General features: G+C 44.9%; 15 protein-coding genes. 6 read left to right on the top strand and 9 right to left on the bottom strand.

Features of this window, described 5'->3' with window-relative positions:
• The first annotated feature begins 309 nt into the window (after window positions 1-309).
• The 3 genes from FLM53_RS21975 to FLM53_RS21965 all read left to right on the top strand — a co-directional run bounded on the left by FLM53_RS21975 (window position 310) and on the right by FLM53_RS21965 (window position 5645).
• The gene (locus tag FLM53_RS21975; protein ID WP_176679402.1) at window positions 310-1446 is read left to right on the top strand and encodes an efflux RND transporter periplasmic adaptor subunit; all 1137 of its coding nucleotides are present in this window, start codon (window positions 310-312) and stop codon (window positions 1444-1446) included.
• Window positions 1447-1457: 11 nt separating this feature from the next.
• Entirely contained in the window at window positions 1458-4610 is a 3153-nt protein-coding gene (locus FLM53_RS21970) for an efflux RND transporter permease subunit (RefSeq protein ID WP_176679403.1), read from the top strand.
• Between the two features lie 348 nt (window positions 4611-4958).
• Window positions 4959-5645 carry a MaoC family dehydratase gene (locus FLM53_RS21965; protein ID WP_123300660.1) on the top strand — a complete coding sequence of 229 codons (687 nt, stop codon included), beginning with the start codon at window positions 4959-4961 and terminating at the stop codon, window positions 5643-5645.
• A 92-nt stretch (window positions 5646-5737) separates the two neighbouring features.
• Here the strand turns inward: FLM53_RS21965 and FLM53_RS21960 are convergent, their stop codons facing one another.
• On the bottom strand, window positions 5738-6553 hold the full coding sequence (locus FLM53_RS21960) for a phosphate ABC transporter substrate-binding protein (RefSeq protein ID WP_176679404.1): 816 nt from the start codon (window positions 6551-6553) through the stop codon (window positions 5738-5740).
• A 253-nt stretch (window positions 6554-6806) separates the two neighbouring features.
• Here FLM53_RS21960 and FLM53_RS21955 point away from each other — a divergent pair, with 253 nt between their 5' ends.
• Window positions 6807-7169 (top strand): DUF3024 domain-containing protein, encoded by a 363-nt coding sequence (locus tag FLM53_RS21955; protein ID WP_055319352.1) that lies wholly within the window; start codon window positions 6807-6809, stop codon window positions 7167-7169.
• A gap of 99 nt (window positions 7170-7268) precedes the next feature.
• Here the strand turns inward: FLM53_RS21955 and FLM53_RS21950 are convergent, their stop codons facing one another.
• Window positions 7269-8099 (bottom strand): AraC family transcriptional regulator, encoded by an 831-nt coding sequence (locus FLM53_RS21950; protein ID WP_017633338.1) that lies wholly within the window; start codon window positions 8097-8099, stop codon window positions 7269-7271.
• Window positions 8100-8280: 181 nt separating this feature from the next.
• On the bottom strand, window positions 8281-10287 hold the full coding sequence (rnb, locus tag FLM53_RS21945; RefSeq protein WP_176679405.1) for an exoribonuclease II: 2007 nt from the start codon (window positions 10285-10287) through the stop codon (window positions 8281-8283).
• Between the two features lie 308 nt (window positions 10288-10595).
• Here rnb and FLM53_RS21940 point away from each other — a divergent pair, with 308 nt between their 5' ends.
• Together FLM53_RS21940 and FLM53_RS21935 are read left to right on the top strand one after the other, a co-directional pair.
• Complete coding sequence (locus tag FLM53_RS21940) at window positions 10596-12650, top strand: DEAD/DEAH box helicase (RefSeq protein ID WP_128644454.1); 2055 nt, start codon at window positions 10596-10598, stop codon at window positions 12648-12650.
• Window positions 12651-13310: 660 nt separating this feature from the next.
• Entirely contained in the window at window positions 13311-14504 is a 1194-nt protein-coding gene (locus tag FLM53_RS21935; protein ID WP_176679406.1) for an acetate/propionate family kinase, read from the top strand.
• An 87-nt stretch (window positions 14505-14591) separates the two neighbouring features.
• Here FLM53_RS21935 and FLM53_RS21930 read toward each other — a convergent pair whose 3' ends face one another.
• From FLM53_RS21930 to FLM53_RS21905, 6 genes are all read right to left on the bottom strand, one after another.
• Window positions 14592-15575, bottom strand: coding sequence for a hypothetical protein (locus FLM53_RS21930; RefSeq protein ID WP_176679407.1), 984 nt, complete (start codon window positions 15573-15575; stop codon window positions 14592-14594).
• A gap of 293 nt (window positions 15576-15868) precedes the next feature.
• Window positions 15869-17071, bottom strand: a complete 1203-nt coding sequence (locus FLM53_RS21925; RefSeq protein ID WP_176679408.1) for a type III PLP-dependent enzyme — start codon at window positions 17069-17071, stop codon at window positions 15869-15871.
• The gene (locus FLM53_RS21920) at window positions 17064-18929 is read right to left on the bottom strand and encodes an IucA/IucC family siderophore biosynthesis protein (protein WP_176679409.1); all 1866 of its coding nucleotides are present in this window, start codon (window positions 18927-18929) and stop codon (window positions 17064-17066) included. Before FLM53_RS21920 ends, FLM53_RS21925 begins: the two co-directional genes overlap by 8 nt.
• The gene (locus FLM53_RS21915; protein ID WP_176679410.1) at window positions 18901-20106 is read right to left on the bottom strand and encodes an MFS transporter; all 1206 of its coding nucleotides are present in this window, start codon (window positions 20104-20106) and stop codon (window positions 18901-18903) included. The genes FLM53_RS21920 and FLM53_RS21915 overlap by 29 nt, the downstream gene beginning before the upstream one ends.
• A gap of 6 nt (window positions 20107-20112) precedes the next feature.
• Window positions 20113-21924, bottom strand: coding sequence for an IucA/IucC family siderophore biosynthesis protein (locus FLM53_RS21910; protein ID WP_176679411.1), 1812 nt, complete (start codon window positions 21922-21924; stop codon window positions 20113-20115).
• Window positions 21921-23132 carry an acetyl-CoA carboxylase biotin carboxylase subunit family protein gene (locus FLM53_RS21905; protein ID WP_176679412.1) on the bottom strand — a complete coding sequence of 404 codons (1212 nt, stop codon included), beginning with the start codon at window positions 23130-23132 and terminating at the stop codon, window positions 21921-21923. The genes FLM53_RS21910 and FLM53_RS21905 overlap by 4 nt, the downstream gene beginning before the upstream one ends.
• Window positions 23133-23329 lie beyond the last annotated feature (197 nt).

The raw sequence follows: 23329 nt of genomic DNA, 5'->3' as shown, positions 1-23329 counted from the left end.
TTGTTGAGGGGGATTTGCTTAGAATGACTAGGCTAATTCCCCCTCGCCGCGATTAAACCGCTTTTGACTAGGCGTCCCCATCCGAACGAAATTTAACCGCGAAAGGTCAACACGCCCTAACTCCTAAGAGCGAGAAAGGCTCATTTGAGGTGATTTTGTTATCTACTTGTAAGTGTTTTATAAGCATCAGGTTTCTCGTTACACGTTGAAACACTTTTGCGAGTTATAATTGATATTCCTCGGACATTTGAAGCAATTGTGTTACGTAACTTTTATGCTGTTCAATTTCTCATAAGTGACGGTATAACCATGCGTAAAAAGTTAATCCTTACGGCTCTTGCAAGCTCTCTTATTCTTGCTGGATGTGGGCAAGATGCTCAGAATGCCAAGCAAGCGCCTTTACCTCTCGTAGCTGTACAGGATGTTAGCGTTGTTTCTCATCAGCAAAGTAAGTCGTATATCGGTCGTATTGAAGCCGTAGAAGACACGGCGATCACGGCGCAGGTTTCGGGTTATCTACAAAGCCGTCACTTCAAAGAAGGCCAAATGGTCGAGAAGGGTCAATTGCTTTACTCAATTGAGCCTTCATCATTTGAAGCGGAAGTAGCAAGCGCGAAAGCGGCTGTTGCTCAAGCGAATGCCAACCTTAAAAAAGCCGAACTTGATTTCAACCGTGGTAAGAACCTACTTCCTAAGGGCAGTATTTCTCAATCGGAATTTGATGCATTGACGGCAAACCTATTAGGTTCTCAAGCACAACTAGAAGCAAGCCAAGCTCAGTTAAACGCCGCGAATGTTCAACTTTCTCACACCCAAATTATCGCGCCTTTCTCTGGAAGAATCAGTGACACTAAAGTTAGTAAAGGTGACCTAGTTTCACCGTCTTCAGGTGTACTGACGACTTTGGTTAGCCTAGACCCAATCCATGCATCGTTCAGCATTAGTGAGCGTGAGCGTATTGAGTTAGGCATGGACCGTATTGAAGGTGACGGCAGCAGCGATTCTGATCGTGTTGAAGTGCAAATCATGCTTGAAAATGGTGAAGCATTCGAACACCTAGGTCAGCTCGATTTCTTAGGCAACCGTATCAACCTAAACACTGGTACGATCGCGATGCGTGCGATTGCCGATAACCCAGACCAGCAATTGCTTCCTGGTCAGCACGTTCGTGTTGATCTGCGTGAGAAGCAATCTATTGACGTCGTCACTATTCCTCGCCGCGCGGTTCAAACCGACCTTGAAGGCGACTTTGTTATGGTGTTAGTTGAAGGCGAAGCTGCTCCTGTGGCTGAGCGTAGAAACATTGAGATGGGTCGTCAGGTTGAAGGTGGTGTGATTGTTCACTCTGGACTAGAGAAGAACGATGCAGTTATCACTCAAGGCTTACAGCGTGTGCGTAATGGTATGTCTGTTCGCATTCAACCTGCTGCTGAAAAAGCTGAGTAAGGGGCTTATTTATGTTGAGTCGTTTCTTTATTCAAAGGCCTAAGTTTGCCCTTGTAATATCCATAATCTTAACGCTGGCGGGTGCGATTTCTCTCGCTATCTTGCCAGTGGCGGAATATCCAAAAATCAGCCCGCCTTCTGTAAGTGTGACCGCATTCTACACAGGTGCGAGTGCTGAAGTAGTAGAACAGGCGATAGCCGACCCCATAGAAACGTCGGTCAACGGCGTTGAAGATATGATCTACATGTCTTCTAAGAGTGCTAATGATGGTTCATACAACCTTAATGTGACCTTTGATGTTGGTACTGATCCAGATATGGCTCAGGTCAACGTTCAGAACCGAGTTGCTCAAATCGAATCGAAGCTTCCTCAAGAAGTTAGAATGGTGGGTGTTACCGTTAAAAAGCGTTCACCGGACCTTTTGATGGTATTGAACTTCTATTCGCCAAACGGTGAGTACGACGATCAATTCCTGATCAACTACGTTAACTTAAACATTAAAGACCAATTGGCACGTGTGTCGGGTATTAGTGAAGTTAATGTTCTGGGTGGTGGCGAATACGCAATGCGTGTTTGGTTAGATCCTGAGAAGATGGCTAACCTGAATATCACCACCTCTGACGTGAATCGCGCCTTGGCAGAACAGAACGTTCAAGTTGCTGCTGGTCGTATTGGCGCCGCACCTTATAACAATGCTCAAGAAGTGCAGTTCAACTTGGTAACCAAAGGCCGATTAGAAACGGCTGATGAGTTTGAAAATGTTGTTCTTCGTGCAACTCAAGACGGTTCAACGGTTTACCTAAAAGACATTGCACGTGTTGAGCTTGGTAAAAAGTTCTACGATGGTAATGGTAAATACCGTGGTCAAGATGCTTCGATCGTAACGCTGTCACTTCAGTCAGACGCTAACGCGCTGGAAAGTGGTAAAGCGGTAATGGCGATGCTCGACAACCTAAGCAAAAGCTTCCCTGAAGGTGTTGCTTATGAAGCGAGTTACGACACGACAGTCTTCGTTGCTGAGTCGATTAAAGGGGTAGTAAAAACGCTGATCGAAGCTATCTTACTGGTTATCGCCGTTACTTACCTGTTCTTGGGTAGTGCGCGTGCAACCTTGATTCCTGTCGTCGCGATTCCAGTATCTTTGATCGGTACGTTTGCCATCATGCAGATGACGGGCTTTACCATCAACACGGTAACCCTGTTTGGTTTGATATTGGCGATTGGTATCGTAGTAGATGATGCGATCTTGGTTATCGAGAACGTTGATACCACGATGGCCAAAGACCCAACAATTTCACCGCGTAAAGCCACGCTTATCGCGATGAAAGAAGTAACTGGCCCGATCATTACGTCTACCTTAGTTCTACTTGCGGTATTCATTCCAGTGGCGATGCTGCCTGGTATTACCGGCATTATGTATCGTCAGTTCGCTCTGACTATCTGTATCGCCGTTGTTATCTCTTCTATTAACGCACTAACGTTGTCACCAGCATTGTGTTCATTGGTTCTTAAGCAGGGTGGTGGTAACACAGCTCGTTGGTACCAAGCGTTTAACCGTGGTCTAGAATCCGTTACTAACAAATACGGTCAAATTGCTGGCTTCTTGGTTAAGAAAGGCGTTCTGCTGTTCACTTTCTTCGTTGTTGCTTTGGCTGCTGTTACTTACTTCGCGAAAACAACGTCTACGGCGTTCGTACCTCAAGAAGATAAAGGTATCTTGCTGGTTAACGTGCAGCTTCCTGACGCGGCATCATTGTCTCGTACAGAAGATGTGACTGAGCAATTACTAGAGATGGTAGAGCAAGAGCCGGGTGTTGATGGTGTAACACTGGTTAACGGCTACGCATTCATGACGGGTGCATCTGCATCGAATGGTGCGTCGATGTTCATCAAGCTTCACGATTGGGATACGCGTAACGCACTGGATGGTCAACATTCAGCGCAGGCTATCTCACAGCGTATCAATGGTCGAGCGGCCACTGAACTGCCTCAAGCGATTGTATTTGCTATGGGACCGCCAGCGGTACCGGGCATGGGTGCAGCGTCTGGTTTTGAGTTTGTTCTTGAAGATACGCTAGGTCGTAGCCGTACTGATCTTGCGATGGTAATGAATGACGTGATTGCTGAGGCGACCAAACAGCCTGAGATTTCACACACATTCAGTACCTTCCGCGCCAACGTACCTCACTACTATGTCGATATTGACCGTGAGAAAGCGCAGCAGCTAGGTATTCCGTTGTCGGAAATCTTCCAAACACTACAAGGTAACCTTGGTTCGTTGTACGTGAACGACTTCACCATGTTTGGTAAGAACTTCCGTGTAACCATGCAAGCTGACAGTGATCACCGTAGCAGCATGGATGATCTACAACGATTCCACGTACGTTCGTCTAATGGTGAGATGATCCCGCTAAGCACGCTTGTTACTTACGACCAGATCTTCGAACCAGATGTAGCATGGCGTTACAACATGTACCGTAGTGCAGTAATCCAAGGCCAACCAGCACCGGGTTACTCAAGTGGTGATGCGATTGCGGCGATGGAACGTGTAGCTGCAGAAGTTCTACCACAAGGTTACCAGTACGAATGGACTGGTATGGCTTACCAAGAAGTTCTTGCAGGCAACCAAGCAATCTTTGCGTTCGCATTGGCGCTAATCTTCATCTACTTGTTCATGGTGGCTCAGTATGAGAGTTGGACCATACCGATTGCGATTATCTTAGTAGTACCTGTCGCAACCTTAGGTTCATTCTTGGCGTTGAACCTAACAGGCACACCGTTGAACCTATATGCACAAATTGGTTTGGTTCTCTTGATAGCCTTGGCCGCGAAGAACGCAATCTTGATTGTGGAATTCGCGAAAGTAGAACGTGAAGAGAAAGACGCACCAATTGAAGATGCGGCTGTGAAGGGCGGTACGCTACGTTTCCGTGCTGTAAACATGACGTCTTGGTCGTTCATCTTAGGTATCTTCCCGCTTATCTTCGCTGCGGGTGCCGGTCACGTGAGCCAGAACTCTCTGGGTATTTCACTGATTGGTGGTTTGCTATGTGTGTTACTGGCGGGTACGTTCCTAATCCCTGGCTTCTACGCATTCGTGCAACGTAAGCGTGAGAAGGCACACGGTGGTAATACCAAGTTGATTCCACTGGATGACGAATAGGATAAGTTAATTTGAAGGGAGGTGGCTTTCTTGTAAAAGTAAGCCCCAAACGAATCCCTTGTGAAAATTAATCCCTTATAAAAACTGAGGCTTAGCATTGCGCTAAGCCTTTTTTATTCCACTTGTGAATAAAAACGCTATTTATATAATCAAATGTTTATTATGTGATAGAGCTAACACTCTAAATTGGGATTTGTAATAAAATGATGTTTTATTAGTAAGTGTCTGTTTATTATAAAAATAGCAAGGTTCAGCTAACGGGTGTATGCTCGAAAACATTTGCACAATAGTGTGAAGTGTTTCAAAATTACGAAGTTATATTGAAATTTTTTGTGCATTGAGGTTCTTATGAAAGTCATTGATTTATTTAAACACCGAGGCGACAGCGTGTCTTCGCAACACTCAGAGTTTATGCAATGGATGTCTCCAGCTCTTAGAGATTACTGGGGTGACTTTCTTAATCGTACGCAAAATAGCCATTTCTTTGCTTGGGTTCGTGATCACCACAAACCTGCAGTAAATGAAGATGCACCAGAGATGCCTGTGGAGCAACCGATCGTTTTAAAGCCTGAAGCACAGCTTGTGTTTGACGAGCTTAATCAGCAGATCGGTGAAGTTATCCATACTGGCGACTGGATCAATGTAAGTCAAGACCGTATTAACCAGTTCGGCCTTGTGACTGAAGATATGCAGTGGATCCACACTGAGCCTTCTAAGGCAGAAACAGACTCTCCGTTCAAAACAACCATCGCACATGGTTTTTTAACTTTGTCTCTGCTTCCTCGCCTTACTGACAGCGTTGACCCCGACAAGTCTCAATTCCCAACAGCGAAGATGGTTGTAAACATTGGTCTTAACCAAGTACGTTTCCCATACCCTGTAAAATCAGGCAGCAACGTTCGTGCTAAAAGTACGCTAACAAAAGTGACGCCAATTAAGAAAGGCCTAGAGATTGAGCGTGAAATTCGCGTAGAAATCGAAGGCATTCGTCGTCCTGGTGCTGTTATCGTTTCGGTGATTCAACTTCACTTCTAAGTGATTTGTAAAGAAGCGATTTATAAAGATTCAAAAAAAAGAGAGAGCATTATGCTCTCTCTTTTTGTTTTCATAAGATAAAACTCACTCACTTATTTAATGCGAGTGTAGCCGTACTCTTCGATAAGATCTTGCCCTTGCTCTGACTTCACGAACTTGATGAAGTCTTTGCTTTCTTCAGAAACAGAGTCTGTTTTGTGTAGCAATAAGAATGGGCGAGCCAGTTCATAGCTGTGGTTGGCAATGTTCTTAGATGTCGGCTCTACGCCTTCAAATGTGATTGCTTTAATCGAACGGTCGATAGAACCTACAGAGATAAAACCAATCGCGTGTGGGTTATGGTTAACAATTGTCTTTACCATGCTGTTGCTGTTTACAACCAAGTTATTTGGGTTGATGTCAGACACTAGGCGGTCGTTAATGATTTTTGTTAAACCAAGCAGGCTTTCGAAGCTGTAACGTGAACCAGAAGACGCTTCACGAGTCACAACCGCGATAGGCTGATCTGCACCACCTACAGTTTTCCAGTTGGTGATCTTGCCCTTGTAGATATCGAATAATTGTTCACGAGTAACGTTACTTACACCGTTCGAACGGTTGGTTACGACAGCTAGGCCATCAAACGCAATCGGGAACACTTTCAGTTTGTCGCTCTGTTCACGGTCCGTTAAGTAGCGTGAGCTCATACCGATATCAGACACACCCTTATTAACCATGGTAATGCCTGCTGTAGAACCGATGCCCTGAACCGCAATGTAGTTATCAGGGTGAGTCTTGTTGTACTCCTCAGCTAATACATCCATCACTCGTGATACCGAAGTGGAGCCCGAAATATTGGTTTCTTGTGCAAAAGCAGCGTGAGAAGACAGGGCTAAGGATAAAAGAGAGGCAAGCGCGACTCGTAACATAAACAACTCCTAGTTAATAACATTTGTCGCATATGATAGGTCGGTTATATGACACTTTTGTGAAATTCTATACGCTCGATGTATAGCTGCCGGGTTCGTTTTTGAAAGTAAGATAACTTTGGATAAGAAGGATTCGTTTCTGGGAGCGGGGCGGCTATTTTGTTTTCGCTGGTTCGCTAAAATGTTCGTTGAGTCCTAAGCTAAGTAGAGGAATTCACTACTTAGAAGTTTCTATGAAGTTACAAGGGGTGTTATGTCCGTTATTCATATAGAACTGAATCGTCTTTTAATTGGAGCTGAGAGGCTCTGTACTTCTCGAAATAGCAATTTACCGGTAGAGCTAGGCAAATCCCTATATGAAGAGTGTGAGGGCGGTGTGCTGTTTTCTCAGGCGCATTATCTGCTCGACTCATCTCATAGTGATTATACAAACGAGATCGCCTGCGTGACCTTTGATGAATCGTTATCTTGTTGGTTGGTGATGGTGCCGCTTGAAGACGATGCCGAAACTGATTCCGTCAATTGGGGACCTTATCCCTACCTTCCTAAATCGAAGGATCTTGATGCTATTCTTGCTGAAATAGAAAAAGATCCTAAGTCATATTTTTGGTCATAACCGATCACTTCAACGTCGCTGGTGGCTTGACCATCATAGTTAGATGGTGCAACGCCAAAGCTTAACCACTTGCGCCTAATTAACTTGTTTCCCTACTCTTTAGACGGGCGGTTTAATGCCTTGTTGTTGCGCTCGTGCAATTAACGAACGGAAGTCCTTTGGCGTTTTTCCGTGATAAGTTTTAAAGGCAGTACTGAAGTGAGCGGCACTTTTAAAGCCAGATTCATAAGCAATTTGAGTAATCGACTTATCCGATGTTCTTAATTGCGTGGCGGCGTGGGCAATTCGCTTGATCTTCAGCAGATTTGAAAACGACAGGTCTTCAGCAGACAAGCGACGTTTGAGCGTTGCTGGCGACATTCCCATGTAACTCGCGAGCGTGTCTAAAGAGATATTGTTTTCTATATTTTGTTCGATGTAGTGAATGACTTTTTGCGTCACGGTTAATCTCGAAGCTCGAGCGATGATGACCAAAAGAGCAGGATATTGCTCTACCATCAGTGACAGCAAACTTAAGCCTAATTGAGTGAGTGCGTAGTCATTCTGAGAAGAAGAATTGGCGAGCGACATGATGAGCTCTTTCAACTGGTAGATTTCAGTATCAGTTTGATTGAACTTGATGTATTTGTCTGGGATTCGAGTGGATTCTAGGTCGCTGAATTGGTTGATGAATTTCTGAAAAATAGCCAAATCGAAATCTAAGCAGGTTGCGCTAAATTCGCCATTTTCCGTGTTAACCGTGATGTCTTTAATCTGACCAGAATTGTAAAGTGTGAAATCGCCCGCTTGTAACGAGGCTTCAGTGCCATTGGGTAGCACGAAAGAAATGCTGCCCTTCGATACCATGAAGATACCGTTTTTAGAGGCGGGATAGCGTTCTCGTTTCCTGGGAATGAAGTTTCTGAACTGAGTAACTGTGATTGATGACATAGTGCGCTTCTTTGACGTTGTAAATTGGTTGCTTATTGATTGTTTTTTTTAAGTATTGTTTAAGCATGAGACATTTACAAAAAAGGCGCTAATAATTAGCGCCTTTAGAAGTGAACCTTGAAGCTTTAAAGCTTTTGACCTTGAAGGCCCTAACCTTGCAAGCCGTAACCGTTAAAGGTCTTTAAGCTTCGGTTTCGTTTGTTGTTTCAGGCTCGCTAGGCAAGTCCGCAAATACTTGAGTCGGTTTAGCGACTAAGTTACGGTTTTCCTGATTAACTTCTGAGAGAACTACTTCTAAAACGTCTCCCAGTTTGTATACCATTTCTTTATCGATAGATACAGTGCCCATATCACTGTTGCACTCGATTCTTTCTTTATTATCAAGAATGAGAGAACCAGGGATAAATGCCGCAGCACCATTCTCTAGTAAACGAACACGCATACCCGCACGGTTAATGTCGAAGATCTCTGCTTGGAAGCGAGTTTCTTCTGCTGGAGCGTTCGCCAGAGTGCGAGCATATAACCAATCGCCAACATTACGCTCAGCCATACCGTGGTGACGGCGGTGTAGAGCAAGTTCATCACCAATGGTTTCATCCGGTGTTTGAATTGGCGCTTTACCTAGGATGTGCGCTTTAAGCATGCGGTGGTTAATCATGTCGCCGTATTTACGGATTGGAGATGTCCAAGTCGCGTAAATGTCTAAACCCATTGCGTAGTGAGGCGCAGGCTCATTGCTGATCTCGCTGTACGCTTGGAATTTACGAATACGGTTGTCGTAGTAGCTGTTGTCTAAAGAACCCAACCAACGACGTAGCGTTGCGAATCCTTCAAGAGAAACAATTTGCTCTTCAGTGAATGGTGTTTCCGCTTGCGGGTTAACCAGCTCAAGAACGTCAGCAACTTTCTCGGCCTTGAAACCAGAGTGGCAGTTAAACACACCTTGGTTGAAGCTTTCTTTTAACACTCGACCTGCACAGATGTTTGCGCTAATCATAGACTCTTCAACTAACTTGTTCGCGCTACGACGCATGTCTGCATGAATAGCAACGACATCGTTATCTTCGCTCAGTTCAAAGCGGTAATCAGGACGGTCAGGGAACACAACAGCGTTTGCTGAGCGCCATGCTGAACGTGCTTGAGCGAATTGATGAAGGTCAGAAACAATCGCAGCGATCTCTTCGGATGGCTGCCACTTCTCTGATGAACCTGTTTCTAGCCAGTCTGATACGTTATCGTAAGCAAGACGAGCGTGAGACTTGATGTTTGCCGCGAAGAAGTTGATGTCATCGCCGATAACACCATCTTTAGATACCGTTACTGTGCAGCATAGAGCAGGGCGAACTTCGTTCTCGATAAGTGAACACAAGTTGTCTGCAAGGTCACGAGGTAACATTGGAATGTTACGACCAGGAAGGTAAATCGTGAAGCCACGCTCACGAGCCACTTTATCCATTGCATCATCAGGAGAGATGTAAGCCGTAGGATCAGCAATCGCGATCGTCAGTTCAAAATCACCGTTCTCTTTCTTCTTCGCGTAAAGCGCATCATCCATATCTTTTGTGCTTTCACCATCGATAGTCACAAAAGGTACGTGAGTCATGTCTACACGTTCAAGATCGGCATCATCATTGATCTGCCAGTTGTCGATGCCTGCAGGCTCGCTGTTTGGTAGGTCGTTCTGTGCCAGCGTTACCCACCAAGGTGCGATCTTGTCACTAGCGTCTGTGATTTTTTCAGAGATCTGAGCCAAGAAGCCGTTGTCACCTTTTAATGGGTGCTGAACGATGTGAGCAACAACCCAGTCACCTTCTTTAAGCGTTTCAGGGTTTAACCCCTTCATTGCTTTCGCTTTTAGTTGCAGCTTTTTCAGTTGCGGGTGATCAGGAACAACGTTCAAACGGCCTTTGAAAAGTTTAACTCGAGCAATAAAGCGAGTAAGACCTTGTTCAACCAATTCCTCTGGCTCGGCTACTTCGCGCTCTTTCTCGGTGCGAATGATGGCAATCACCTTGTCACCGTGAACACATTTTTTCATGTACGGAGGCGGGATAAAGAAGCTTGTTTTGCTATCAACTTCGAGAAAACCAAAGCCTTTTTCAGTGGCTTTGATAGTACCTTCCTTTTTAGGGAGGGTTTCTTGGATTTGCTGCTTGAGCTGAGCGAGTAGAGGATTATCTTGAAACATCTTACTTTTATCTAACGAGAACAATTGAGCACACTATAATCATTGCGAGGCCCGATTACTACTTAAAGCCGAAGTGAGCGTAAATTAATTGTCGGCTTATTTAACTAGGTCAATTTGGTGGATGTCCTTCGCTATGACGAGATATTCATCAAGTTTTGACGATATGATAGCCAGTATTGATATAAAACCGAAAAATATGTGATGTATTTCAATTTTTTCTGGCTTTTTTTATGCATTTAGGGAATAATCCGCCTCCCTTAGACGTCCCTAATGGCTTGAAGTGTTTTATTACTGCTTCGTAACTCTGAATGGAATCAGTATCTGATTGGATCAGTATTGGAATTGATAGAGCTCCCGGGACCTTTTGTTTACTTATATATAGTGGGATCCCAATGTCCGAATCTGTAATTCAATTTAATGAATTAGCCCTAAACGATAACATTCTTTCAGCTCTTGATAGCATGGGTTTCGTTTCTCCGACTCCAATCCAAGCAGCAGCTATTCCTCTTCTACTTGAAGGCCGTGACGCACTAGGTAAAGCACAGACTGGTACTGGTAAAACAGCAGCATTCTCTCTGCCTTTACTTAACAAAATCAACCTAAACCAACACAAACCACAAGCAATCATCATGGCTCCTACTCGTGAGCTAGCGATTCAAGTTGCTGCGGAAATCAAAAACCTTGGCCGTGATATCAAAGGTCTTAAGGTTATTGAAATCTACGGTGGTGCATCAATCGTTGACCAAATGCGCGCTCTAAGCCGCGGTGCTCACATTGTTGTTGGTACTCCAGGTCGTGTTAAAGACTTACTAACTCGTGACCGTCTACACCTAGATGAAGCACACACATTTGTTCTTGATGAAGCAGATGAAATGCTAAAAATGGGCTTCGTAGATGACGTTACTTGGATCCTAGAGCAAGCTCCAGAAACTGCACAACGTGTACTTTTTTCTGCAACTATGCCTCCAATGGTTAAGACTATTGTTGACCGTTACCTACGTAACCCTGCAAAAGTTGACGTTGCTGGTACTAACCACACAGTTGACAAAGTAGCGCAGAACTTCTGGGTTGTTAAAGGCGTAGAAAAAGACGAAGCAATGTCTCGTCTTCTAGAAACTGAAGAAACTGACGCATCAATCGTATTCGTACGTACTCGTCAAGACACTGAGCGTCTAGCTGATTGGCTATCTGCACGTGGCTTCAAAGCTGCTGCACTGCACGGTGATATTCCTCAGTCTCTACGTGAGCGCACTGTTGATCACATCAAACAAGGTGTTATCGACATCCTAGTTGCAACTGACGTTGTAGCACGTGGTCTTGATGTTCCACGTATCACTCACGTATTCAACTACGACATCCCATTCGATGTTGAATCTTACATCCACCGTATCGGTCGTACTGGCCGTGCTGGACGTAAAGGTAAAGCGATCCTACTAGTTCGCACTAACCAAATTCGCATGCTTCGCACTATCGAGCGCGTAACTAAGTCATCTATGGAAGAAATCCAACTTCCTCTACGTGACCAAGTTGCTGCAGCACGTGTTGCTAAGCTTGGCGCTGAACTTGAAACAGAGAAAGAAAGCAAAGCTCTAGAAAACTTTGCAGGTCTTATCTCTACACTTCAAGAGTCTCTAGAAGTTGATGCTGCTACTCTAGCTGCAATGCTTCTTAAGCGTCAGCAAGGTAAGAGCCCACTATTCTACGTTGGCGAAGACCCAATGATCGCTGCTATTGAGCGTGACAAGAACCGTCGCAAAGAGCGTCGTGAAGACCGTGAAAATGGTCGTGGCGATCGCAACTTCAATACGCAAGATTGGGATACTTACCAACTACAAGTTGGCCGTGAGCAAGGCGTTCAGGTTAAAGACATCGTTGGCGCACTAGCAAACGAACTAGGCCTAACTAAAGGTTCTATCGGTGCTATCAAGCTAGACCAAGGTTCTACTTACGTTCAACTGCCAAAAGCAATGAACTCTGAAACTGCTGGTAAGCTAAGCAAACTACGTATTCGTCAAAAAGAAGCTGGCGCTGTTGTTGTTGATTTCAACGACTTCCGTGAGCCTCGTCGTGGCGGCGGCGGTCGTGATGGCAACCGTGGTCGTGGCGGTCGTGACGGCGGCGGCTACCGTGGTAACCGTGATGGTAACCGCGAAGGTGGCAACCGTGAAGGCGGTCGTGGTGGATACCGTGGCAACCGTGATGGTGCACGCGATGGTAACCGTGAAGGCGGCCGTGATGGCGAACGTCGTTTCGATCGTAACCGTGGTGGCGATCACCGTGGTAACTACCGTGGCGAACGTGGTCATGGTAACGGCAATGGCGGCGGTAACCGTGGTCGTCGTCCAGAGCGTAACGAAGGTTAATCAACCTTTCGCTTAGACGCTTTAGTCTAGACACTGAATTTAAAAGCCGAGCGTAATGCTCGGCTTTTTTGTGCCTGCTCGTTCATCTTCCCGATTGTGCTGCCGCATTTAAAGCAAGCCATTCAAACTCCGTGATTGACTGCCTTCATCGATAGTTCAGCTCAAAATGATTAAACCAATTTCAAGACGACGTGAAGTGAGCATCAACTGCCGATAGCGTGGCTGTATAGCGTTGTGAGGCTATGCTTAAATCACGTGCTACAGGTTTTACCGAAATGTATGAAGGTCACTTAACTTGCCGTGTAGAAGGTTTATTGGAGCGGGGGAGTTTTTGGGAATCTCAGGTGTTTAATGGGGGGAGTTTTACTATTTTCTCTCGTGAAATGAGCTTCCTGACCGAATCTGACAAATAGAGCAAATCAAGTTAAAAATAACGTTAGCATTCGTTTGCGGTACTCGTTTATCAATTTTCTTATTCAACTATTTTTTAATTTCGCTCTCGAAATAAATAAATTGATGACTAAGATCAACTTAATTGTGTTCATTTAGTGATTTTTTCAAAACAAAAGTTGAAAGATTCAAAAATTATTGAATAATGGGCTTAACTAAAATTGAAGTAAACACTTCATCCAATTCGTACTGAAACAGGATCCATATCCAATGTCTAATTCGTTTGTTCTGGTTATTAACTCGGGTAGTTCATCCCTAAAATTTGCTGTAATCGATTCTGTTTCTGGTGAAGCAGTATTAAGTGGCCTAGGGGAGTGTTTTGGTCTTGAAGATGCTCGTATGAGCTGGAAATTCCAAGGCGAGAAAACTGAAATTGCCATTCAAGGTGAAGATAACCACCACAAAATTGCCATTGGCAAATTGGTTGGCCTGATGGAAGACCTAGGCTTCACGGCAGATATCGTGGCAATCGGTCACCGTATCGTTCACGGCGGTGAGAAGTTCACTCAAACTGTTCGCATTACTGAAGAAGTAACGAACGAAATTGAAAGCCTGTCTGACCTAGCTCCTCTTCATAACCCAGCAGGTGCTATCGGTATCCGTGCTGCAATTGAAGCTTTCCCTTCTCTACCTCAGTTCGCTGTATTTGATACCGCTTTCCACCAAACAATGCCTCAACGTGCATTCACTGGCGCAATCGCAAAAGAGCTATACACAGACTTCGGCGTGCGTCGTTACGGTTTCCACGGTACTAGCCACTACTTCGTTAGCCGTGAAGCTGCGAAAATGGTTAACAAACCAATCGAGAAATCGAGCTTCATCTCTGTTCACCTAGGTAACGGCGCATCTGTATGTGCTATTAAAGACGGTAACAGTGTTGATACTTCTATGGGCTTCACACCGCTTTCTGGCCTTATGATGGGCACACGTTGTGGTGACCTAGACCCAGGCATCATCGAGTACCTACTTAAGAAAGGTTGGTCACAAGAGCAAGTCTTCAACTCTCTTAACAAGGAGTCTGGCTTCCTAGGCGTGTCTGGTCTTACGAGCGATGCTCGTGGCATTTTAGAAGCAATGGAAGAGGGCCATGAAGGCGCTAAACTGGCTTTTGAGGTGTTTACTTACCGTGTAGCTAAATACGTTGCTTCTTACCTAGCAACGCTAGATTCTTTAGACGGCATCATCTTCACAGGCGGCATCGGTGAGAACTCTCTACCAATTCGTCGCGAGATCTTAAACAACCTTAAGATTCTTGGTTTTGTTGAAGATGTAGCAGGCAACGAAGCAGCTCGCTTTGGCGCTGAAGGCATCATCGCGAAGTCTGAAATGCTAGACGCTGTAGCAATGGTTATCCCAACTAACGAAGAGTTCGTTATTGCTCAACAGTCGGTAGAGCTTCTGTAATCTAAGCAACGGCTTAAGTAATAAGAAACAATTGAAAAGCGAGCCTAAGTGGCTCGCTTTTTTGTGTCTGTTGTCGTCAGTTGAAAGCTACTTAACTTCGTATCTTAGAAGCACTTCATTATCGAGAACAACGTTCGTAGACCAGATAAAGCTTGCTCCGGAGCCACTGAATTTTTCAATAAAGTTCATGTATGCCTTTTTATTGTTTACGCCAATATCGTCTTCTGAGTAGACAGATGCTTGAGGCCATGAAGCTGAATCAAACTCTTGGTTCATCCAATTGCTTGGTGTTTCCCAGTGAGCGGCGTATGCATCTTGCCCATGATCAGTGCCTTCGGTTGTGCAACTTTCAGAAAGACGTTTTCCGTCTACTTCACTCAAGCAAGTTAGATCGTAAATCGGTGCGGTATAGAATGTTTGAGCTTGCCAATCTGCGCTTGTAACGGTTCCATCACTAAAGCTCGCGATAAAACCACCATCACCCGCATGATAAGCTTTACCGCGGTTGTCTTCGGTACCTAGGCCTAGGTTTTCTTCCCAATCAATCACTTTTACTGCAATCGTGTAGGGCTTGTTAACTTTGAACTTAACAAGGTTTGAGTTAAATGGCGTAAAAGGAACCGTATCGACTGCGACTAGCGTGCCGTTGATGTACAGTTCAAAATAGTTATCGGCAAAAATGTAGCCTGTCACTTCTTCGCCGTCAGGATCAATTTCGATTACCGGAACCAAAGTTTGATCGACATCCGCTAGGCTGCTTGGTGTGGTGTTTGAACACTCTTCATAAAGATCGAAGGCTTTTGGACCGCTCGCAAAGCTGTTTTTGGCAGGAACTGTCCAAACCTTTCCGTCAGAGTCTGTAATTTCCCCAACACCGGCGACTCGGCTGCGTCCGTTGTCACATTCAAATAGATTCGACTCAACGGTAGTAGCCTTGCCTTGAGTAATGTTTGCTGAGCCTTGGTTATCATTGATGTTGCTGACAGACGGTGTGTCTGATGATGGTGAGCACCCTGCCACGAGTAATGCGATGGATGAAATGGCAAGAGCCTGATGTTTTGTGTTGATCATTGATAGAGAGCCAATGTGGAATGATGTAATAAGCGTGGTTCAAAACAAGCCAAGTGCAAGTCAGTTAAGCCAAATACAATTAAACTAAGCAGAAGCTAGATCACCTGCTGGGATGCCATGCTTGTTCCTGAACGGGACTTATAATAACGGCAAGAATGTAAACAAGCGTAAAGCTGAGTAATAAACGGTAAAACAGCGTGGTTTAACCGTTATTTTTCTTTTGTATTAATAGCTTATAGGGTGAGTTTAAAAGGAAGTGAGCTACATTGAGCTCACTTCCTGGCATCCTTAAATCAGAAGTAATGGAACACCGGAGGTTCATGCATTAAGAAATTCTGATGCGAGATGTTCCAAGCATAGGCACCCGCTAAGGTGAACACCACATAATCGCCGATGTCGATGTGAGCGATATTTTGATTCCGTGCAAGGACATCTTTTGGTGTGCACAGCTGCCCAACCAGTGTGGCCGTAGTCTGGTCAATCGGGTTTGAAATAGTAGGGGGCTGCTTATTTTTCATGATTGCAAAAGGGTGATCATGCCCTTGTGCTGCGGGTGTCCTGAAGTGATGCGTGCCTCCGCGAGCAATCACAAAGTTTTCACCGAGGTTTTGTTTAATGTCCAACACTTCCATCACGTAGTAGCCGCAAGGTGCTGAGATGTAGCGCCCGCATTCAAAACGCAGTGTCCAATCTTGCAGTTGTTCTTTGGCGATCAAGAATTCTAACTTGTCACAAAACTCTACCCATGGAAAATGTTGTTCCTGATTTTGGTAATTTATTCCCATACCTCCACCCAAGTTGATCGTAAGATCTTCAAGTGAGTATTTCTCTTTCCACTCCTTCACTACTTGGAAATAACGCTCCATCAAAGCTAAGTGTCGACCGACTTCAAGTTGGTGTGACATCAAATGGAAGTGAAAGCCTTTCAGTTTAATTAATGGGAAATCACGCAAATACATCAGTGCGTTGTTTAATTCACTTTCATCTAAACCAAATGGAGTAGGCTTTCCGCCCATGGCCAATTTACTAAGTGTGATGTCTCCAATGTCGATGTTCATGCGCAAAAAGATCGAAGCAGGCTTATTCAATTCTTTCGTTAATGCCCCAATGCGCTGTAACTCAGTGATGCTTTCAACATGAATCGCATCAACATCGGGTTGAAAGGCTTGCTCTAACTCACTCGGCATTTTACCGGGGCCACCAAAGATCAGTGGCTTGTTAAGTTGTTGCTGGTGAAGGTGATTAAGTTCTCCACCCGAAGCCGCTTCAAAACCATCAATATAAGGCGCTAAAGTACACAGTATAGGTGCTGAAGGATTGGCTTTTGCGGCATAAAACAGTTCAACGTTGTTAGGTAACACATGACGCATCTGCTTTATGTGTTGCTCCAGAGCCTTAAGATCATAAAGATAAGCACACAGTGGTTGATCTTGTTGTTGGGCGAGATGGTTTACTTCTTGCTCTATATGCAAAGGAAGTTGAGATGAATTAGGCATGAGTAGCTCCTTTGCTTTGGTTTGCCCAAGGCGTTGCAACTTGGGTGTAGCTTGATTCTTTATCGGCACTCTGCATTAAACGAGTAGTGAAATTGTTTTTGCTTGGGAAATGTCCGCCATTGAGTAGATTAACCAACTCAGGCTGTTTGCCATTGATTGACTGCCAGCGAGAGATAGCATCTTGTAATGTGGCCCATAATGTCTCTTCAAGCTCTGAGTTCCCTTCCGCGATGAAGAAAACAGCCTCGCTGATGTTGTTAATGAAGGTACAGTAGCCGATACGATTCCAACCTTGCTCTCGACTATAGTAGACCGATTGACGAGCTCGTCCTGATAACTGATGTAACGTGTCTGGAGACCAAAATTCAGGCAGTAACTTTGTACCTTCTAAATCTCGAATCCAAACACAGCATGGCATACCTTTTTCAAAGCCAATTAGCGTGTTTTGTAAATGAGGTTCAAACGCAACCCCGTGTTTGAAGTAGTAGTTAAATACGCCAGGGATCAAGCAATGTAAGTAGCGCTCGAACCACAGTGTTGCGATACTTTCATACTGGTTTTGTGTGGCTTTCGCTTTTTGTTTGAGTTGAATCGCGATACAACTGTTTCCGTCTCGGTCGTAAGCAAAGAGTGCCCCAGCCAGAGTCGGTTGCAAAATATCGGTTTCGCTTAAGGTGAAATTCTCTCGATATAAAATACCAAACGACTCGCGAGCTTTAATAACATCAGCTTGTTCCTGCTCGGCGACCGACTCTAGATTCAATGTGGTCGCGTAAGGTTCGGTCATTACTTTGAATACAGGATTATGAAGCTGTTCGCTTTCTTTTATTGGGCGCAGAATTGAGGTTAATTGCACAGCGCTATCAAGTTCATACCACGCGTTTTTACGAACACAGTTAGTTAAACGTACATTGATAGAAAATTTAGCAAACCAATCCATATCCGGGTGATAAAGAGTACGTACTGATGACGTGGGTAAGAGCTTGTCTCCACCTAAGCCTAACGGCGTGATTTTTCCTTGTTCAATGGCGCGTTTGACGATTGGGTTCTGCAAAAGGGAATAACTTTCCCAAGGATGGCAGGGGTAAAGCATCGTTGATGCTGAATCGTTTTTTTCTGGGGCGAGCTGCTCAAGCATAGTCTGTGGCTGCTTTCGATTGTCTGAGCTAAGGACGTCAAGCAGCGATGAGTCGACTTTAAACCAATACAGGGGCACCTTTGCGCCTACTTCAGGGGAGCAAGAGAGCAAATCATCCATGCTGACACCAGAACGACCCTTAGGTGTTGGATGGAATGTGTGCCCCCATAACAAGGACTGTTCTGAGGCGACAAATGCATTGTGGTGCTGAGGCACAGTGTCTACGTTAAGAAACTGCTCGGTGATCAACAAGCTGTTTTCCATTTGCTCAACCAACTCGTGATTGAATGGGATCACCAGCACTTGTTTGAGATAGTTGAGTAACAGTGTCAGAGTCTGAGTTGCGTCAAGTTTACACCAGCCCGCCCCCGACGTTCTTGCCCAAGGCATATCACAGAGTTTTACCTTTCCCAGTTTACTCATGTATTGAATGGGCAAAACCAACAAGTCACTTTCCTCAGTTCGGTTTTGCTGAGGTAGATGAATCGCGACACGCTGCTCAGCTGCATAGTTTCTCTTTAAGGTTTGTGGCAGGGAAGCAGAGCTAAAGTACCATTCGACTTGTTCGTTGGGTATGGCGTATTCACGCAGATAACAATTTACTACGCCCATGATGGTATTAAGCTGGGCTTTTTCATGGTTAAGCTGAACTTTGTTACGATTTAACAGCTCTGTATTTTCGACTAAGTTCTCAGTGAGTGATGATTGACTGTTTAACATGTAGACGTCCAAATTTTGAAAGTATGATCATCGCTATAGCAGTACTCGCGCTGATCAAAGTAGAAAGTAAGAAAGGAACTTCAAGCCAACCCAAGTTTGAGATAAAAGACGCGCTTAACCCGGCTACAACGCCACCCCATTTAGACATAGCATCAAAGCGTGAGAATATTTTGCCACTTTGTTGTCGGTCGATTTGGCTTGCTAAAGCTTGGTGTAGCCCTTGATAGCAACAGACCATGCCAAGGCCAAAGATAACTCGAGCAAGTATCAACACCGCCTGATAAGGCATCAGATGCAATAGCGTACCGAGTGAAAGCAAACCAAAACCTAGCCACAGCGTATTGAGCGGGTGGCGGCGGTTGACCTTTACAGAGAAAAGGTGAACCTTCCCTGCGAAGAGCAAGTAGACACCGTGTGGAAGGGCATACAAAAAACCTATCCAAGCTTGATTTGTCACGTCGTATTGCTGCACGAAAGGTGAGAAATAGGGAAACGTGACGACCATGGCGAAAGCAAAGCAAAATTGCGCACCGAACACCCAATAAAGGGAGCGCAATGACGGTTTGGTGTGCTTTGTTTTATTCGCTGTTTGGTTTTCTATGTCATCTAAAGCATCTGATTTCTCTGTCTTATCCGTTGGCAGCGTTAAAGTGATCGCCATCGCCAACCAAGGTAAAACGGATAACCATAGGTATGCATTCAGTGGATTTGTGTCTGATAGACCCCAGCCGAGCCCAATTGGCGCGATGATCAACGCCAAGCGGGCAGAAAGCTGAGTCTTATTGAGTGAGTTTCCGAGGGTTTTTGCATCTTTAATCTGGCTAGATAAATAGCTATTTGAGGCAGCCATGGTGCCGCCAAAGGTTCCTTGAACGATAAGACCAAACACAAACATGGTTAGGTTATCTGCCAAACCACACAGCGCAAAACCGGTTGCAAGCCCTAGTTGGGCGCGTAATAGAGAGCGACGTCTGCCATATCTATCGGCAAATTGCCCCCAAAAACGCGCAGCCAAAGCCGTGCAAAAGGTGGGTAGAATAAATAATACTCCTGCCCAATCAGAATCAATATGTGTGCCAAGTGTGGGTAATACCATAGGTAGAAACAAAGGCATCCCTAAGGCTGCAAATGCCGCAATAAAGTGGCATAGCAGCACGCAGTATATGAGTTTGGTCATAGTGAATTAGCTTATGCTCTGTTTGACGGATTCGAGGTAAGCATGTTGTGCTTCTTCACTGGTAAGCAGTAAGAAGTTTGGTGCGGATAACCCATAGAACTTGTTGATATCGCTCGCGCCCGATGCTTCTTTTGATAACAAACTGCCTGAGCTCAATAAGTACTTAGCGTAGAGGTTTGGTGAATCGAATAACATCTCTTTGGCCAGTGTGATGTCGTGACCTTGTCTGGATAGTTGGTCAAGTTGCTGTGAAAGGCTAGTTGCAACTGTTTTGTAGAGTTCAGCCGATGTAGCAACACCTCGTTTCGCCATTGCTTCGACAATCGCTGCAATGTCTAGTTGCAACGTGATGGTGGTAAACATCTGCCCGAGAGCCAGTTCATCATCGACCTTAATACGTTGATCTAACAGTTGGTCGCACTTGATTGGGGAGTGTTGTTCAAATGCTCCAAAACGTTCAGGCCAAATCCGTGCGGCATCATTGTCTTTCATGGCCAAGGTCATTTTTCCTTGTTCATCGAAGGCAATAATGGCGTTCTGTTGGTTTGATTCCAAAGCGATACCGTAGCGAATCCATAAAGTGAGGTGCACTTTAGATAACAGGTCAACGTAATCTTTGAACCAAGCTAAGGTGTCCTGAACGTAATACTGATCTGCAAGATGCTCTAAGAATAAGCGTCCATCAGGCATCGGGCTAGCAAGGGCGGCAACAGGCACAAGTGCTTTGTCTAGCGAATGGATTAGCGGATATTCACGCACGATATAGGCGAACGTTTTGTCATCTCCAACGTGGCCGCCGTGTTTCTCATTGCAATGAAAAAGCGTGCCTTGTAGGTCTGAATCACTCTGTTCTAAGTGCGTTAGTAAGCGTTCAAACCAGTGTCCATCATAGAGCGTTGAAGGCTTGATGAGGCGAATGTTTTTGGTGCCTAATGAGCGCATGATCAGCGGTACTTTGATGTGGATCTGTGGTGCTTGATTCACGACTACAGTGCGTACCGATAAGGTAGGGGTAACATCAAGGTATGGCGAAGGAGCCTCAATGAAGCCATCGGGAAGAGACTTAAGACTTTGCAGTGTTAATGGATGCGCTGGGAATAACTCATGGCTCTGAGCAAAGTCAGCGGGTAGGCCGACTTGTTCCATGGTTGGCCAGCATTGCGGCTGTGAACTGGTTAAGGTAACCAGTGATTTATCAATCGCGAGCCAGCGTAGAGCAAAGCTTTGTGCGAATTCTGGTGCGTATTGTGCGAGGTCTTCATCGTTCAAACCGAATTTAGCGCGAGCGGTTGGGTAGTAAGGATGGTCAAGGTATGATGCGATTTGATCGGCGCGTAGGAGTTTGTGGCTCCAATGTTCTAGCTGAGAAATCGGCTGCATTAACGATTCAGAGTGTTGATTGAACGCTGAATCACAAAGTACCTTGTGCTTTTCTGCACATTCAAGTTCTTGCAAGTAACCATCCAACAACGAATGTGAGCTTTCGTGAGCACACGCTTTCAGCAATTTAATCCAATCGCTATAGTGCTGCTGAAGTTCAACCTGACCATCTTTCTCGATTAGCCAGCCATTGCCTCCCGTTCCATTTGAAGAGCCGTAACCCCAGCGTTGGATGTAATAACTTGGCGTGACTGGCAAATAGAGAGCGCAATCCGCATGCACAAAAATAGCCCACACTTGCTCACTAGGGTAAGGCGATAGACTGAGTGTCGCAGGGAGCTCAGTATTAAATTGGCTTTGAGATACTAATCCAAATAGGTCTTCACGAAGGCAGGTGTCTACGAGGCGTTGAGTTAGATATAAAGCGTTGTCGTTCATGCTGTTACCTCGTTGACAGATGTGAGGTTAAATCGAGAGATCGCTCGTTGAAGCGCTGGTTCTAAAGGTTCGCCGGAAGGAGATACGATTGAAATCCTTGCTAAGTAATCCTTGTTTGAGAAGCTTTGCTGGAAAGTATCACCTGCTTGTTTAAGTACTTGTTGCTGCGTGACAATATCGCCATCTTGGTGAATGAACGATGTTGATGTGCCTTCAATGGTGCCGTTCTGCTCTGCCACCACATAGTGAACATTCGCACTGCCATTCATTTGAAGTGTGGGATCGATTTTGTTACCGAGGTGGAGGTTCAGAATAGTGCTGAACCACTTTCCTCCACTGAGGTTATTGAGTAAAAATTCTCGGCCATCACCAATACTTCGATAGTTAATTTCGACTAATACTGGGCCGGACTCGGTGATGATGAATTCACTATGACAAACACCAAAACCTACCCCAAATGCCTGTAGTTGCCTTACACACTCGTCTCTGTATTGGATACTGTTAGTGCCATTCCAACGTGCTTCGGTTTCAATAAAGTAAGGTGGTTCAGAGAGTTCTACATCAAACCCACCAAGTGCCGTCAAACTTTCCCCATCCCCCAAGGTTTCAACCGTGATAAGTGAGCCCTGCAAAAAAGCTTCGACCAAGATAGGGCTCGTGGGGTGTTTTTGCCAAAAGCGTCCGCAATAGCTATCAAGTTCAACTTTAGAATTGCAACGTTGAACGTCCAAGCTTGCTACGCCTTCCTTAGGTTTGGCTACCACCGGAAAAGTGAAGTCAGATTCAGGAGCGGTGCCGGGATACAGTAATTTGCTTTGTGTATTAGGTAGTGACTTTTCAGTGAGAACTTGGCGCGTTAAGTGTTTGTTCTTTGCTTTTAGCGTCACGGTCCAGTCTTTCGCTGGTACACCAAAAAATTGAGCACAGATTGCAGTGGAGGTTTGCAAGTGGTCACTGTTGCTAAAAACACCTGTGGGTTTTAGGTCTTGCTCTGTGATGGTCTCGATAAGTTCAAGGGGGTTAAACACATCACATTCAAGAATTGCGTCAGGGCTAAACCGGTCATCATCACTGCTCAATCTTAAGTGGTTGAGCTTGTGATCTGTGATCAAAATGACGTGAAGACCCATCGCCTTTGCGGTAGGTACGAAGCCGTGAGTGACTGCGTCATTCACGACATGACTTACGATAATAATCGTAGATTTCATGGGGCGTTCCTAATTTTAAACGTTGTTGTCGCCTGCTCACAACTCGCTTTCAAGTGGTCTCTTTCTGTCTTTTAGGAAAGAAACTTTTTCTATCTTATTGTTTTTATTTACTATTTTGTCATTAACTGTGTTGCATATTGCTAGGCAAATATAGAGCAAAAAATATATATTGCAAACATAAATGATATTTGTTCTTA

The organism is Vibrio sp. Scap24 (assembly GCF_013394185.1).
In the GTDB taxonomy this organism is placed as follows: Bacteria; Pseudomonadota; Gammaproteobacteria; order Enterobacterales; family Vibrionaceae; genus Vibrio; species Vibrio pomeroyi.
The sequence above is the reverse complement of the archived record's forward strand: the minus strand, read 5'-3'. Positions and strand labels throughout refer to the sequence as shown.